Raw genomic sequence first — 14,063 nt, forward strand, 5'->3', positions numbered from 1 at the left:
GTCTCACTCGGATGATGACGGATTCCCAGTTGATTCAGGAAATTAAGCAGGGGAATGTTGAATTATATTCACATTTAATGAGAAGGTATCAGCGGAAGATTCTGTCTTTCGTGTACCACATGTTAAAAAGCTCGGGGCTTGAAATGATGGCCGAGGATTTGTGCTCGGAAACCTTTTACAAGGCATATCGCAGCCTTCACTCCTTTCGGGAAGTGGACGCCTCTTTTTCAACCTGGTTGTATACCATTGCGCGGAATACGGTGCTCAGCGAGCTGCGCAAGCAGCGCAGCGGCAGCGTGCCGCTCGAGGAAAGCGGCTTTACGCCGATCGCTCCTCCGGATGCTGTTCCGGAGCAGGCGATATTAAGAACGGAGCAGGTTGAAATGGTGCGGGAGGCGATCAAGAATCTGCCGGAAAAACAGCGCTCCGCATTAATTCTGCGGGAGTATGACCAGCTGGATTACCAGGAGATTGCCAAGGTGCTCGGACAGACGGTGAGCGCGGTCAAGTCGCTTTTGTTCCGGGCCCGTTCAAGTGTAAAGAATCAATTGGAGCCTTATCTTTATGAGCCCCTATATGAGGAAAGGGAAGGAATGAGCAGCCGATGAAATGCAGAGAGGCTAAGGAATTGTTCGGTGTTTTGAATGATCTGCCCGAACAAGACCCGCGGCGCAAAATGGTGGAAGACCATAGTGCGCACTGCGAGCGCTGTTCGGCAGAATGGTCGGGCTGGCAGCTAAGCCGCTCAGCTATGCTTCAAATTTCCGATGAGGTGACAGAAGAACAGGCGGAGAACGTTAACCGCCGGGTAATGGAGCGGATCTATGCCGAGTCGCCCTGGCTTGTGCCGGGTGAAAACCGCCGCTCCCGTATCAGTCCGGCGTTGCGAAAAACCATTTCGGCTTGGATCGCTGGTTTCCTGGCCGTGTTTCTATGCAGTTTTTTGGTTTTGACGATGAGCAGCAGCCCGGCGGGGAAAAGCTTTGATCACGCTTCAATCGAAGCACAGCAATCGGGGATACTGCCGACGGGAGTGGCAGGGTCGGATTCTGTGTCTGACAGCTTTAAGGTGGTTCTTCCCGAGCCGACATACGGTATTATGGAGCCGCTGATCGGCAATATTGTTCCGGCCTATCCGCAATATTGGATGGTATTGTCCTTTCTTGCGGTAGCTCTGGCGCTGCTGTCCATCGGCTGGGTGCACCGGGTAAGAAGATAGAAGATAAACCCGCACCAAAGACTACAAGAAACGGGAACGTGAGGGAAGAGAGCATGCTGTTAGGATTGATCAGACATGGCTTGACGGATTGGAATGTGCTCGGGAGAATTCAGGGCCAGAGTGATATTCCTTTAAATGAGGAAGGCCGGAAGCAGGCAAGGCTGCTTGGCGCCCGTCTGCAGGAGGAGCCGTATCAATGGGATGCGGTTGTGACGAGCGGCTTGTCGCGCGCCCGGGAAACGGGAGAAATTATCGCTTCCCTGCTGGGAATTGAGCTGCTGCAGCCGGATGTCCGTCTGAATGAAAGGTCTTTCGGCCAGGTTGAGGGACTGACCCAGGCGGAGCGGGAAAGCAAATGGGGAGCAGACTGGCATTTACTGGAGCTCGGCCAGGAAAGTGAAGAGGCGATGCGACGGAGAGGGCTGGAATTTTTGCAGGCTGTGTGGGAAGAGAACCGTGACCGCAATTTGCTCGTAGTCTCCCACGGAGCTTTTCTTGCCCAACTGTTCACAGCGCTCTATGAGGACAAGCATACCGAGAGAATCGGCAATCTTTCATTGACGATTCTGGAACGGCAGGATATCGAATGGTCTCCTGTACTTTATAACTGCACCAAGCATCTTCTTTAAAGAGAAGCAGCAAACTGATTTCCTTTACAGGTATTCGAACGATCGGGGATGCCCCACGGCGGATTTTTTTCTGCCGCGGGGTATCCTTTTTTATATGTGCGGATGACTTCGGGTTTTATGGATAAATTTAGGTTTAGAAAGCACGCAATCGGTCAAAGCTGATTTTAGACAGCTCAAGAATTACCGGAGTTTGGCAGAAACCCATCAGAAGGGCGGCGGGGCGATGAACCCATGAATCTGGCGGATATGCTTACTTATGCCGACATCGGCCAACTGAATAGGATTGCCAACCACTATGAATGCGAATGTAAACCGAACTCCAAGCATGAATTAATTCAAGGCATTCTCACAAAGCTGGGACAGCGCGAATTTTTTGAACAACAGGTGCGGACTTTGCCACTGCCGTACCGAAGGTTTCTGAATACGCTGCTGTTTGATGAACGGCCATATTTCAGCATGGAAGAGCTGATCGCAGCCGCCAGACACGCTTTGGATGATGAGACGGAAATTATGCCGCGGGAAATCGTCACACGCCTGCGCAGTGCAGGCTGGCTGTTCAACGGCTCCACGCATCATACCCGGTATCTTTTTCAGGTGCCTGCCGATTTAAAACAGCGTCTGAGTGAAGTGACCGGACAGCATATGCGGGAAATGATCGAAAGCACGGACGAACCTGCGGTGTACAGAGACGAGGGGCATTTGCTCGGAGATGATTTAAAGCTGATGCTGCGTTTCATTGGCTCCCGCGAGATTGTGCTGAACCCGGAAGGCGTAATGTACCGCCGTAACCAGCAGCAATTGATGGAACATCTGCATGTTGCCGAACCTCTGCTTGGTAAGGGAGGCTGGCGTTTCGGTTACGGACGATTTTTCAAACACTACCCGGACCGTTTGGCCCTGCTGTATGATTATGCCATTTACCGCAAGTGGATCGCTGAAGCAAACGGCCTCCTTGTATTGACGGCAAAAGGGGAGGAAGCGCTTGAAAGTCCAACAGAGGAAGAGCTGATACAGTTATTCAGGTTTTGGTTAAGACTGTATAAAGGAGCGGTTCCCAATATATCATCTCTCATATATTGGACCTCCGTTTGCACCAAAACCTGGGTACCACAGGCTTCCTTGTTCGAACAAATCGGACCATTCATCAAGCCTTTTTACTACGACACTCCTGAAGCCGTCTTTGATAAAAGAATCATCCGAATGCTCATGCATTTCGGGATGCTGCGTGTGGGTGAACACCCGGCAGGCGGAACCGTTTTGCAGATGACGGCATGGGGCATGAGGACGGCGGGCTTTTGCAGCCCATCAGGCGGGACGGGAAAAAAGAAGGTTTGACAATGGGGCACTGCATTGCTAGAATCACACCCAAAACGAAAAGGGTGGATTCAATATGATCGCTTATCAGGGAAAATGGCCTTCGCTTCATTCATCGGTTTATACCGCTGAAGGAGTACGAATTATCGGTGATGTTACAGTTGGACAGGATTGCTCCATATGGTTCAATGCCGTTCTGCGCGGCGATATGGCGCCTATTACGATTGGCGACCGCAGCAATATTCAGGATGGAGTCATCGGTCATGTCAATACCAACCAGCCGCTGGTCGTGTCTGAGGACGTATCTGTCGGCCATGGAGCCATTATTCATGGCTGCACTATCGGCAGGGGCACATTGATTGGAATGGGGGCTATTGTACTGAACGGCGCGGATATCGGTGAATATGCTTTAATAGGAGCAGGATCGCTGGTCACGGAAAATACCCGTATTCCTCCCTACACGCTTTCGGTGGGAACTCCGGCAAGAGTCGTAAGAGAATTAACGGAGTCCGATTTGAAGCGGATGTCTGACACAACGTTAAACTATGTGGCAAAAGGCAGAGAATATAAGAAAAACATTTGAGAACCCTTGTTTGGAGGTGCATCCTATGGATAAAATGAAGGTTACTTATGAAGTCATGCTTGGTCTGTCGGCGGAGCTGGTACTGGATGAAGCATTGCGCAAATACAAAAGCGACAAGCTGTACCGCGAAATTGACGAGGCGCTTGCTTCCAAGGATGAGGTAGCTTTCCGAACTCTTACGGATGAACTGAAAACGCTGACTTAATGTCCGCCGCAGCCATGTGCTTGCGATTCGGGGCCAGTCACAGTAAAATAAAGTGGTTAAGAAACCTGATCGCTCATGCGGTTAGGTTTCTTTTGGTACATAGATCAAATTTGTATACCGCTTGAGTGACTGGAGGCCTGATGTAATTTGTCCATAACCTTTTTGTGGAGCAGGGAGCTGCTGCTCAACCGCTATTTTTTGTGGCTGCTCTTCTGGTGTAATCTGTTGGGGACCGTGGGAGGTTATGTGTGGTACGATGACCAGCTTGCATATACGTGGGAGCGCTATCCTCACTGGCTGATTGTCTTCGTTCCCGATAGTCCCACAGCAAGCCTGTTTTTTACCATTGCTTTACTGTTTCTGCTGTTCCCCCCTGCCAGCAAGGGCTGGACCGTTCTCAGATATTTTGTTGAGGGACTGGCTGTCGTAACCAGTGTAAAGTACGGGATTTGGGCCTCAGCCATCATCTTCGCGGGAGCGTCACAAGGGGGAACTATTGGTCCGCTTGACTGGATGCTTGTGGCTTCCCATACGATTATGGCAGTGGAGGCATTGGTATATATCCGCTTTTTTGCAGTGCGATCCGCAGGCTTGACCTTTGCCCTTCTGTGGACGCTGCTGAACGATCTGATGGATTATACCTACGGGGTCAATCCCTGGCTGCCGCGCGAGCTGTTTGACGATGTGCCTGCCGTCCGCAATTTTACGGTAGCCCTCACGCTGGCCAGCGCTGCTGCCTGCTGGCTGGTGATGGCCCTGTCGCGAAGGCGGACCGCTGGCAACTGACTTGCGGCCGCCGCTTTTCAGCTTTCAATGCGAGTTCAAAAAGTCAGGTTTTCAGCACCGAAGCCTATGCTTCCGAAGTGCGTTTTTTCAAAACGCTGGAGTTGAATGAAGCTAGGGACTGAGGAGCGGGGCGTACTTGGGAGTACGTGAGCACCTGAAATGTTTCTGCAGGAAACATGCTTCGGAAGCATCCGCTTAGGCCCGGCTGAATTCAAGATTCGATGTCGAGTCCGCTTCCTGATTGACTTCGTGATCAAAAGTTGACTTTTTGAACAACCTCTTTCAGTTCTAGGCTATCCGTCCGTGCCATACAGATAAGGTAGGAGGGATGTCCAATGAACGGTGTTGCCGGTACCATCCGGGCGCTGCTGTGCGCGGCGCTTTTGTTTGCCTTGCTCCCGCAGGCGGTTGCCGGTGCGTATGAAGCGGCCCCGGCACAAACCGCCGATCAGAAACAGCAGCTTGCCCTTGATCAGGCCGCGGCTGCTTTGTATAAGAATGCCAAAGAAGGAAATATCATAGAAGTGCGCCGCCGTCTTGCAGAGGTCGTACAGCTGTTTGGCAGCGGAAGCGTTCAGAAAGCCATGTCCGTGGAAGGCATTCATGCCTTTTCCGGAGCCATTCTGGATGTCCAGGAAGCGGTGAACGCAGCCGGCATGTCCCCGGAGGGCGTCATTCAATCCGCCGCGGGCTTGCGGCTGGCGGCGGATGTGCTCGCCCATCCAAAAGAGCCGTTGTGGCAGCAGTATTACAAAATATTATATGAGGACTTAAAAGAAGCGGAGAACCAGTTTGCCAAGGGTAGCGCTTCAGGATTTGCCGCAGCTGTAGAAAGGCTGGAAAGCCATTATGATACGATAAGACCGGCTGCGATCATCAGTATGCCGCCGTCCTCCGTGAACAGGACCGATTCATGGTTATCCTTTGTTAAAGGAGCTGGCGGGAATCCCAACACGGACCCGGCTGCCGTAAAGTCTGCTCTTACCGCCGGCCGTGAAACGCTGAACGTATTGTTCGGCCGCGAGAAGGATGCAGCAGCCTTTGGCCCGTTCATGCTGGCAGCGGATGATGAAGCGCTGGAATGGCTGATCGGATGTGTCATTTTGGCAGCCCTGGTCTATGCCGGCATCCGGAAGTACCGGGGGGAGCACAGTTTTTTTCCACCAGCGCGCTGAGTTGCACGCCTGTTTAGTCTCATAGGCGCATATTGAAAAAAAAGAGCAAGTATGGGTGGTCAGATGTTCACCCATACTTGCTCTTTTCTTGCGCTTTGGCTATATGGCACAAGGTGCTTCGTTCTCGGAGCATCTACTCCTCACGAAAGCCCTCGCCATGAACGTCGTGCACATCGTTGATAATGACAAAAGCTTTGGGATCGACCGATTTGACAATTTGATGAAGCCGGCGGATTTCCTGTCTGGATACAACGCAATAAGCCACATATTTGGACTGCTTGGAATACGCGCCGATGGCCGGGATAATCGTCACGCCCCGGTCCATGTCCCTCGTCACGATCTCCGCGATCTGTTGGGCGTAATCACTGATGATCATGAAGGCCCTAGCCGAATATGCCCCTTCCTGAATAAAATCAATCACCTTGGAGGCAATAAACACAGCAACCAGGGTATAAAGGATTTTTTCCTTCGGAATGTACAGCAGAGACAGGCCAATGATAATAATATCGATGCCGAGAAGAATCTGCCCCATGCTCCAGCCGAATTTGCGGTTAAAAATACGTGCAATGATGTCCGAGCCGCCGGTGGTGCCGCCGAAACGGAAAACGATGCCGAGACCGGCTCCGAGCGTAACACCGGCATAAAGCGCCGCCAGAATAAAATCATGCTCCGTGGCAAACGGCTCGATCCAGCCCGAATCGATCAGCTTTTCAAACAGCCACAGAAAAAAAGTTAAAGCCCCGATGCCGACACCTGTATATATAATCTGGCGCCCACCTAGTATTTTCCACCCGAGCAGGAATAAAGGGATATTCAACACGAGAGTGGATAATGAAGGCGGAATGGAGAAAGCGTAATTGAGCAGGACGGTGACGCCTGTTACGCCTCCTTCCATCAGCTGGTTGGGAATAATAAAATACAGCAAACCGAACGCATACACTGCGGTTCCCAGCAGAATTGGAATGATTTGTTTAAGTTGTGATCCGATATTAAACGTTTTCAATGTGACCCCTCGCAGCAATTATAGTATTTGATTACTCTGAAGCCCTTTGGCAATCTTACCCTAGTATACCTTGTTCCCAGATGTTTAAAAAATATTTGTTTTCAAAGTTCCTTTACGATAACATATGAATAAACCTTCACAGTAAAGGGGAAAAGCTTTTTATGGAAAAGACGCTTGCTGAGCTCCAGCGTGAAGTCGATCAATACATATCGCAATTCAAGGAAGGATACTTCAGCCCGCTGGCCATGCTGGCAAGAATGTCGGAGGAGGTCGGCGAACTGGCCCGTGAGGTCAACCATTCCTTCGGCGAGAAGCCCAAGAAGAAAGACGAGGCTGACAATTCCATTGAACTTGAGCTGGGGGATATTCTTTTTATTACCATCTGTTTTGCCAATTCACTGGGCATTGATCTGACGGAAGCCCATAATAAGATCATGCATAAATTCAATACGCGGGATGCAGACCGCTGGACCAGGAAGGACACCGATTAGGCAGTCCATACATATGCTGTACCAAACGGGGTATCGCACGGAGGTGCAGCATCTTGAAGGCGGAAGAATATGTTCAGAAAGCATATTTCAGTATCTTGAGCAACGATTTTGAAGAGGCCATCCGTTGGTTTGAGCAGGCAATCGCAGCCGAGCCCGACAATGCGGATTACCGCTACCGCTGCTCTATTACCTATGCGCGCAGCGGCCGTCTGGATCAAGCTTTGGAGCATGCAAAACTTGCTGTCAGGCTGGCACCGGGGCAGGATGAATATAAGCTTCACCTGAACTCTCTTGAAGCCAAGCGTCTGGCCGGGGAAGTACGGAAAATGCTGTCCGGCGGCGGCACGCCGGAGGATCAGACGCGTGCAAAGGCGATAAATATGCTTCATGAAGCGGTAAAGCTGGATCCGCTGTGCGCGGATGCCTATGTTCTGCTGGCCCTTGCGCATAGCGAGCTGAAACAGTTTGACGAGGCTCTGGCCGCCGTAGGGGAAGCCATAGATCTTTTGCCGCAGGAAGGGCAACTGATAGAACTGCAGCTGGAGCTGCTGGAACGCAAAAAAAATTACCGGGATTCACAGAAATAGACTGCCATTTTCGCAGCATAAGGAGTTGTTTTCATGATAGAGAAGATCAGAGTAGCAGTCGTTGGCGCCGGAGGAAGAATGGGCCGGGAGGTTCTGAAGCTAGTGCTTCAGGATGAAGGGCTGGAGCTGGCCGCTGCCGTGAACCGTTCCCATACGGGTGTGGACGCAGGCCTGCTGGTGGGACTGCCGGAAGCGGGAGTCAACATAACCGGCGACCTTGAAAGAACTCTTAGGGAAAGCCAGCCTGATGTAATGGTGGACTTTACTGCACCTCAGTCGGCATATGCCCATACTGCACTGGCCATCGAGCTTGGCGTCAGGCCGGTCATGGGGACCACTGGCTTTACCCCGGAGCAAATCGAAGAGCTGGACAAGCAGTGCCAGCTTCGCGGCATCGGCGGCCTGATTGCCCCTAATTTCTCGATCGGCGTTATCCTGATGATGAAGTTCGCTGCCCAGGCAGCCAAATTTTTTCCTCATCTGGAGATTATCGAGACCCATGGAGACCACAAGCTGGATGCGCCTTCCGGAACGGCGATCAAAACGGCGGAGCTAATCGCACAGAACCGTGAGGAGCTCCGCCAGGGCAATCCGGCCGAAGAGGAGACCATTGAGGGAGCACGGGGCGGTTATTATCAAGGCTTCCGCATTCACAGTCTGCGGTTGCCAGGCGTATTTGCCCAGCAGGAGGTCATTTTCGGCGGCTTTGGCCAATCTCTCAAAATCCGTCATGACTCCTATGAACGTGCAGGTTATATGCCGGGGGTAAAGCTGGCCATTGAGAAGGTAATGGGCCATACGGGGCTTGTCTACGGATTTGAACATTTTATAGATTAAAGTTCGGTAAAAGCGGAAGAAAAACAAATAGAACGCATACATCTGACTGGGGAGAGACGAATATGTTAAAAATATCATTCATTGCCCATGACCGCAAAAAGGACGAAATGGTGAACTTCGTAACTGCATACGAGCATGTGTTCAAGGACCATCAGCTGTATTCGACCGGAACTACAGGGCAGCGGATTATGGAAGCTACCAACCTGAAAATTCACCGCTACATGTCAGGGCCTCTGGGCGGGGATCAGCAGATTGGCGCCATGGTGGCCCAGAACGACATGGACCTGATCATTTTCCTGCGCGACCCGCTGATGGCGCAGCCGCATGAGCCGGATATCAGCGCCCTGCTCCGCTTGTGTGACGTGCAGGGCATCCCGCTCGCGACGAACATCGCCACGGCTGAAATATTGGTGAAGGCGCTCGACCGCGGCGACTTTGCATGGCGGGAGCTGGTTCACAAATACAAACCAGGCATCCAGGATGGTGAAATCAAATGAGCCTGGACATTCTTATATTCGGCGCGCATGCGGATGATGCCGAAATCGGAATGGCCGGCACGATTGCCAAGCATGCCGCTGCCGGACTGAAGGTTGGCATATGCGACCTGACCCGGGCGGAAATGTCCTCCAACGGTACGGTGGAAAGGCGCGCCGCTGAAGCTGAAGCCGCCTCCGCCGTGCTCGGTCTGTCCGCACGCACCAATTTGGGGCTCCCGGACCGGGGGCTGTACATCACGCCGGAGAATGTGGCCGCTGTAACTGCGGAAATACGCCGACATGCTCCGAAGATTGTGTTTGCGCCATACTGGGAGGACCGTCATCCGGATCATGTGATGTGCAGCAGGCTGGTAGAGGAAGCGGTGTTCAACGCCAAGCTGCGCCGCTACATGCCGGAGCTGCCGCCTGTCCGTGTGGATCAGCTCTGTTTTTATTTTATTAATGATCTGGGCCGGGCTGATCTAATCGTGGATATAACCGGGTATTATAATATTAAGGAAAAGGCGCTTGGCTGCTACAGCTCACAATTTGAGCAGGGGGCTGCGGGAGCCGATGTGGTATCCACCCCTCTCAATCAAGGATACATAGAACGGGTCAAGGCTCGGGACTCCCTGCTGGGACAGCGGAGTCTGATTCCGTTTGCCGAGGGTTTTGCGGTGAAGTCCCCCTATAAAATTGAATTATTTTAGAGGTAGTTCAAAAAGTCATCTTTTGATCACGAAGGAAGTCAGGAAGCGGACTCGACATCGAATCTTGAATTCAGCCGGGCCTAAGCGGATGCTTCCGAAGTATGTTTCCTGCGGAAACATTTCAGGTGCTCACGTACCCTAAGTACGCTCCGCTCCTCAGTCCCTAGCTTCATCCAATTCCAGCGTTTTGAAAAAACGCACTTCGGAAGCATAGGCTTCGGTGCTGAAAACCTGACTTTTTGAACACGCACTTTTAAACTTATTTTTGCTTTCCTGATTGTGAAAGGGGGCTGCTGATCATGAATGACAGGCTCAGAATCGGAATTACGTGTTACCCCTCCCTTGGAGGCTCCGGTGTAGTGGCTACCGAACTTGGCAAGCTGCTCGCTGAGCAGGGCCATGAGGTCCATTTTATTGCCAACGGGATTCCGTTCAGACTAGGCGGAAATTTTCATAAAAATATTTTTTATCATGAAGTGGAAGTTAATGATTACTATGTGTTCCGTTATCCTCCTTATGATCTGTCGCTGGCGACGAAGATGGCCCAGGTCGTGAAGATGAAAAACCTAGATGTGCTTCATGTACATTATGCGGTTCCGCATGCGGTATGCGCTTTTCTGGCCAAGCAGATGGTCGGGGATCGCTTGAAAGTCGTTACGACACTGCATGGAACGGATATCACGGTGCTGGCCCAGGATGAATCGTTAAAGGACCTGATCAGGCTTGCCATTAACGAAAGTGATGCCGTTACGGCCGTCTCCAATGATCTGATCCGTGAAACGCGGGAAGTGCTCGATATTACGCGCGAGATCGATTTGACTTATAACTTTGTCGATAAAAGGGTTTATTATCCGCGGGAGTCCGCTTCACTGCGCAGCGATTTTGCCGCGCCGGACGAGAAGGTGCTGATGCATATTTCGAATTTCCGCCCTGTAAAAAGAGTGGGCGACGTCCTTGACGTATTCGAAAAGGTGCAGCGGAGGGTCAAATCCAAGCTGCTGTTTGTCGGCGAAGGTCCGGATCTGCCGAAAATCCGCTGTAAAATCGAAGAGCTCGGCCTGGAAGACAAGGTGTATTTTATCGGCAAGCAGGATGATATCGCTCAGGTGCTGTCCATGGCCGATATATTGATGCTGCCCTCGGAGAAAGAAAGCTTCGGATTGGTTGCCCTTGAGGCGATGGCCTGCGGCGTACCTACGATTGGTTCCACAGCCGGAGGCATACCCGAGCTTGTCGTACATGGAGAGACGGGGTATCTGGCCCCAATCGGAGATACGGAGCAAATGGCCGAGTATGCCATCCGTTTGCTGACGGATGACAGAGATGCGGCCAGATTGCGCGAGGCTTGCCTGCAGCGGGCCCAGACCGTGTTCTGCAACGACAGGATCAGAAGACAATATGAAGAAATCTATTACCGTGTATTAGGACGCGAGGTGCCTGATCTAAGACCAGTGAACTGTTAGAGGTAGTTCAAAAAGTCATCTTTTGATCACGAAGGAAGTCAGGAAGTGGACTCGACATCGAATCTTGAATTCAGTCGGGACTAAGCGGATGCTTCCGAAGCATGTTTCCTCCGGAAACATTTCAGGGGCTCACGTACCCCAAGTACGCTCCGCTCCTCAGTCCCTAGCTTCATTCAACTCCAGCGTTTTGAAAAAACGCACTTCGGAAGCATAGGCTTCGGTGCTGAAAACCTGACTTTTTGAACACTCACTATTAGTGCAAACGCGTCCGTTTTTTACGGATTAAGTAAAGGTGGAAAAGCTATGAACAGTTGGCATTGCGCGGATCGGGATATGGCCCTGGAGGCCGGAAGAGTCCTTGACCGGCTGATCAGCGCAGGACATGACGCCTATTGGGTTGGCGGCTGTGTACGCGACGAACTGCTCGGACGTTCCATCCAGGATATGGACTTGACGACATCGGCAGAGCCTGGCGAGGTGGTCGGGCTGTTTGACAATGTCATACCGACAGGAATTCAGCATGGTACGGTTACGGTCGTATCGGGCGGTTATTCCTTTGAGGTGACAACCTTCCGGACCGAATCCGATTACGAGGATCATCGCCGCCCGCAGGATGTCAAGTTTGTGAAAGATGTACGGGAGGACCTGCGGCGTCGGGATTTTACGATGAACGCGATGGCGCTGACAAGGGATGGAGAGCTTGTTGACCCGTTTGGGGGTGAAGCTGATATCCGAAACCGCCTCATCCGCTGTGTGGGTGCGGCGGATGAGCGCTTTGAAGAAGACGCGCTGCGCATGCTCCGCTGCGTGCGGTTCGCCGCTGTCTTCGGCTTCCGCATCGCCCCGTCGACCTGGAGGGCCCTGCTGGGCAAAAGGCATCTGCTGCGCTTTATTGCCATGGAACGGGTGCGGACGGAAATGGAGAAAATCATGAAAGGACCTGATCCGCTGCGCGGGCTTGAGCTGCTGCGCAGAAGCGCTCTTCTGTCCAGCACGAAGGCGGCGACGCCCTGGGAGAGAATTAGCGCCTGGTCCCTTGACAAGCTGAATGAGCTCCCTGAGCCGCAGCGTTGGGAGCTGCTTCTGCTGAGCGGTCGCTTTGAGCCTGAAGAGGCGGACGTTATGCTGCGGGAATGGACGTTCTCCAACGCTTTCCGAATCCGCATGCTGCGGCTTCTGGAATGGGAAAAAGCGGCCGCAGAAGTGCCGCCCACCGTATCAGATGAAGCGGAGCTGAGGCAGTTGTGGATTGCATGGCTGCTCCGGTGGGGACAGGAGTCAGCTGCGGATTGGCTCGCCGTTAACGGAGTTCTGCCGCCTGACTTCAGGCAGAATGCCGCTTCGCGGAGGGTTGCGGGCGTGCTGGCAGCCAAAGGCAGGGAATGGACAGATCAAACTTCCATTCAACAGATGAAGGACTTGAACATTACGGGCAATGATCTGCTGGCGGAGTTGAACCGGCGAGGCGGGCCATGGCTTGGCAAGCTGATGGAACATCTGCTGCTGGCCGCCGCCAGTGGGGAAATTGCGAATGAAAAAGAACAGCTGATTGAGGAAGCAAAGCGGGTGACGGAAGTTGAAGAAGCATGAGCAATTGTTGAATATGCTTGAGGAAGCAGGGGCTTCCCCTGTATCCGGTGAGGAGATCAGCCGGATGCTGAACGTAAGCAGAACGGCCGTATGGAAGCATGTGAATAAGCTGCGCGAGCTGGGGTATGTTATTGAGGCTTCGCCGCGGCTGGGCTATACGCTTGCATCGAAGCCGGACAAGCTGGACGCAGATGACCTGTCCGGGGCAATCCGGACAAAGGTGTTCGGACGGCGTCTGCAGCTGCTCGATACGACGGTGTCGACGCAGGGGGATGCGATGCGTCTGGCAGAGCAGGGAGCCCCTGAAGGCACGCTGGTGGTATCAGAGGAGCAGACCGGAGGGCGGGGAAGACAAGGGCGTAAATTTTTTTCTCCGTCAGGCAAAGGCGTATGGATGAGTGTCATCCTGCGTCCACAGCAGCCCTTACAGTATACGCCCCAGCTTACACTGCTGGCCGGGGTAGCTGTATGCCGGGCTGTAAGGCGTGTAGCCGACGTCGAGGCTTTTATCAAATGGCCGAACGATCTGCTGGTGGACGGCCGCAAAGTATGCGGCATCCTGCTCGAATCGGCGGTCGAGGATCAAAGAATCCGCTACTGTATCGCGGGGATCGGGATTGATGTCAACCTGGACGCCGGGGATTATCCCGATGAGCTGAGGCCCATAGCCACATCGCTGAAGGAGGCGAGCGGAACGCCTGTCGACAGAACTGCTTTGATTGCGGCGGTCATGGAGGAGCTTGAGGGCCTGTATACTCTGTATAGTCAGGAGGGGTTCAAGCCCATCGGCGTATTGTGGGAGGCGCTGTCGGCCATCGTCGGCCGCCAGGTGTCTGTGAGGGACAACGGGCAGCCTGTGGAAGGGACTGCGGAAGGGCTGGATGCTTCAGGCGCGCTGCTTGTCAGACGCAGTGACGGAAGCCTGGCGACAATCTTTTCCGGGGACATTCAAATTAATCAGTGAAAAATCTGACTCGATTTGTTATACTTTGCTG

General features: G+C 52.7%; 17 protein-coding genes. 16 read left to right on the plus strand and 1 reads right to left on the minus strand.

What is annotated here, in order from left to right:
• The first annotated feature begins 14 nt into the window (after nt 1-14).
• From ACE5KN_RS11825 to ACE5KN_RS11860, 8 genes are all read left to right on the plus strand, one after another.
• Complete coding sequence (locus tag ACE5KN_RS11825) at nt 15-608, plus strand: RNA polymerase sigma factor (RefSeq protein ID WP_511215699.1); 594 nt, start codon at nt 15-17, stop codon at nt 606-608.
• The gene (locus tag ACE5KN_RS11830; protein ID WP_375523596.1) at nt 605-1,219 is read left to right on the plus strand and encodes an anti-sigma factor; all 615 of its coding nucleotides are present in this window, start codon (nt 605-607) and stop codon (nt 1,217-1,219) included. Before ACE5KN_RS11825 ends, ACE5KN_RS11830 begins: the two co-directional genes overlap by 4 nt.
• 53 nt (nt 1,220-1,272) lie before the next feature.
• Nucleotides 1,273-1,848 (plus strand): histidine phosphatase family protein, encoded by a 576-nt coding sequence (locus ACE5KN_RS11835; protein WP_375523597.1) that lies wholly within the window; start codon nt 1,273-1,275, stop codon nt 1,846-1,848.
• 231 nt (nt 1,849-2,079) lie between these two features.
• The gene (locus ACE5KN_RS11840) at nt 2,080-3,183 is read left to right on the plus strand and encodes a hypothetical protein (RefSeq protein WP_375523598.1); all 1,104 of its coding nucleotides are present in this window, start codon (nt 2,080-2,082) and stop codon (nt 3,181-3,183) included.
• Nucleotides 3,184-3,238: 55 nt separating this feature from the next.
• Nucleotides 3,239-3,745, plus strand: a complete 507-nt coding sequence (locus ACE5KN_RS11845) for a gamma carbonic anhydrase family protein (protein WP_375523599.1) — start codon at nt 3,239-3,241, stop codon at nt 3,743-3,745.
• Between the two features lie 25 nt (nt 3,746-3,770).
• Nucleotides 3,771-3,950, plus strand: coding sequence for an IDEAL domain-containing protein (locus ACE5KN_RS11850; RefSeq protein WP_375353501.1), 180 nt, complete (start codon nt 3,771-3,773; stop codon nt 3,948-3,950).
• A gap of 147 nt (nt 3,951-4,097) precedes the next feature.
• The gene (locus ACE5KN_RS11855; RefSeq protein ID WP_375523600.1) at nt 4,098-4,736 is read left to right on the plus strand and encodes a DUF1405 domain-containing protein; all 639 of its coding nucleotides are present in this window, start codon (nt 4,098-4,100) and stop codon (nt 4,734-4,736) included.
• A 335-nt stretch (nt 4,737-5,071) separates the two neighbouring features.
• Nucleotides 5,072-5,911 (plus strand): sporulation protein YpjB, encoded by an 840-nt coding sequence (locus ACE5KN_RS11860; RefSeq protein ID WP_375523601.1) that lies wholly within the window; start codon nt 5,072-5,074, stop codon nt 5,909-5,911.
• 133 nt (nt 5,912-6,044) lie between these two features.
• On the opposite strand, the gene ACE5KN_RS11865 is transcribed toward ACE5KN_RS11860, so the two are convergent.
• The gene (locus tag ACE5KN_RS11865; RefSeq protein WP_375523602.1) at nt 6,045-6,914 is read right to left on the minus strand and encodes a YitT family protein; all 870 of its coding nucleotides are present in this window, start codon (nt 6,912-6,914) and stop codon (nt 6,045-6,047) included.
• A 161-nt stretch (nt 6,915-7,075) separates the two neighbouring features.
• Between ACE5KN_RS11865 and ACE5KN_RS11870 the strand changes: the two genes are divergently transcribed.
• The 8 genes from ACE5KN_RS11870 (at nt 7,076) to ACE5KN_RS11905 (ending at nt 14,032) form a co-directional block, all read left to right on the plus strand.
• A complete protein-coding gene (locus tag ACE5KN_RS11870) occupies nt 7,076-7,405 on the plus strand; it encodes a nucleotide pyrophosphohydrolase (protein WP_355320299.1) in 330 nt (109 codons plus the stop codon).
• Between the two features lie 53 nt (nt 7,406-7,458).
• Nucleotides 7,459-7,992, plus strand: a complete 534-nt coding sequence (locus tag ACE5KN_RS11875; protein WP_375523603.1) for a tetratricopeptide repeat protein — start codon at nt 7,459-7,461, stop codon at nt 7,990-7,992.
• 33 nt (nt 7,993-8,025) lie between these two features.
• The gene (dapB, locus tag ACE5KN_RS11880; protein WP_375523604.1) at nt 8,026-8,829 is read left to right on the plus strand and encodes a 4-hydroxy-tetrahydrodipicolinate reductase; all 804 of its coding nucleotides are present in this window, start codon (nt 8,026-8,028) and stop codon (nt 8,827-8,829) included.
• Between the two features lie 62 nt (nt 8,830-8,891).
• Complete coding sequence (mgsA, locus tag ACE5KN_RS11885) at nt 8,892-9,326, plus strand: methylglyoxal synthase (protein ID WP_375523605.1); 435 nt, start codon at nt 8,892-8,894, stop codon at nt 9,324-9,326.
• Nucleotides 9,323-10,015 (plus strand): bacillithiol biosynthesis deacetylase BshB1, encoded by a 693-nt coding sequence (bshB1, locus tag ACE5KN_RS11890; protein ID WP_375523606.1) that lies wholly within the window; start codon nt 9,323-9,325, stop codon nt 10,013-10,015. The genes mgsA and bshB1 overlap by 4 nt, the downstream gene beginning before the upstream one ends.
• A gap of 299 nt (nt 10,016-10,314) precedes the next feature.
• Complete coding sequence (gene bshA, locus ACE5KN_RS11895; protein ID WP_375523607.1) at nt 10,315-11,478, plus strand: N-acetyl-alpha-D-glucosaminyl L-malate synthase BshA; 1,164 nt, start codon at nt 10,315-10,317, stop codon at nt 11,476-11,478.
• 303 nt (nt 11,479-11,781) lie between these two features.
• Nucleotides 11,782-13,068, plus strand: coding sequence for a CCA tRNA nucleotidyltransferase (locus ACE5KN_RS11900; RefSeq protein WP_375523608.1), 1,287 nt, complete (start codon nt 11,782-11,784; stop codon nt 13,066-13,068).
• The gene (locus tag ACE5KN_RS11905; RefSeq protein ID WP_375523609.1) at nt 13,055-14,032 is read left to right on the plus strand and encodes a biotin--[acetyl-CoA-carboxylase] ligase; all 978 of its coding nucleotides are present in this window, start codon (nt 13,055-13,057) and stop codon (nt 14,030-14,032) included. Before ACE5KN_RS11900 ends, ACE5KN_RS11905 begins: the two co-directional genes overlap by 14 nt.
• Nucleotides 14,033-14,063: the final 31 nt, after the last annotated feature.

Source organism: Paenibacillus terreus, assembly GCF_042138595.1.
Classification (GTDB): domain Bacteria; phylum Bacillota; class Bacilli; order Paenibacillales; family Paenibacillaceae; genus Paenibacillus; species Paenibacillus terreus.

Bases quoted from the DNA above. Each gene is read 5' to 3' on its own strand.
- mgsA (WP_375523605.1), top strand. From the start codon at position 8,892: ATGTTAAAAATATCATTCATTGCCCATGACCGCAAAAAGGACGAAATG.
- ACE5KN_RS11900 (WP_375523608.1), top strand. From the start codon at position 11,782: ATGAACAGTTGGCATTGCGCGGATCGGGATATGGCCCTGGAGGCCGGA.
- ACE5KN_RS11835 (WP_375523597.1), top strand. From the start codon at position 1,273: ATGCTGTTAGGATTGATCAGACATGGCTTGACGGATTGGAATGTGCTC.
- ACE5KN_RS11825 (WP_511215699.1), top strand. From the start codon at position 15: ATGACGGATTCCCAGTTGATTCAGGAAATTAAGCAGGGGAATGTTGAA.
- ACE5KN_RS11840 (WP_375523598.1), top strand. From the start codon at position 2,080: ATGAATCTGGCGGATATGCTTACTTATGCCGACATCGGCCAACTGAAT.
- bshA (WP_375523607.1), top strand. From the start codon at position 10,315: ATGAATGACAGGCTCAGAATCGGAATTACGTGTTACCCCTCCCTTGGA.
- dapB (WP_375523604.1), top strand. From the start codon at position 8,026: ATGATAGAGAAGATCAGAGTAGCAGTCGTTGGCGCCGGAGGAAGAATG.
- ACE5KN_RS11850 (WP_375353501.1), top strand. From the start codon at position 3,771: ATGGATAAAATGAAGGTTACTTATGAAGTCATGCTTGGTCTGTCGGCG.
- ACE5KN_RS11830 (WP_375523596.1), top strand. From the start codon at position 605: ATGAAATGCAGAGAGGCTAAGGAATTGTTCGGTGTTTTGAATGATCTG.
- ACE5KN_RS11870 (WP_355320299.1), top strand. From the start codon at position 7,076: ATGGAAAAGACGCTTGCTGAGCTCCAGCGTGAAGTCGATCAATACATA.
- ACE5KN_RS11860 (WP_375523601.1), top strand. From the start codon at position 5,072: ATGAACGGTGTTGCCGGTACCATCCGGGCGCTGCTGTGCGCGGCGCTT.
- ACE5KN_RS11845 (WP_375523599.1), top strand. From the start codon at position 3,239: ATGATCGCTTATCAGGGAAAATGGCCTTCGCTTCATTCATCGGTTTAT.
- bshB1 (WP_375523606.1), top strand. From the start codon at position 9,323: ATGAGCCTGGACATTCTTATATTCGGCGCGCATGCGGATGATGCCGAA.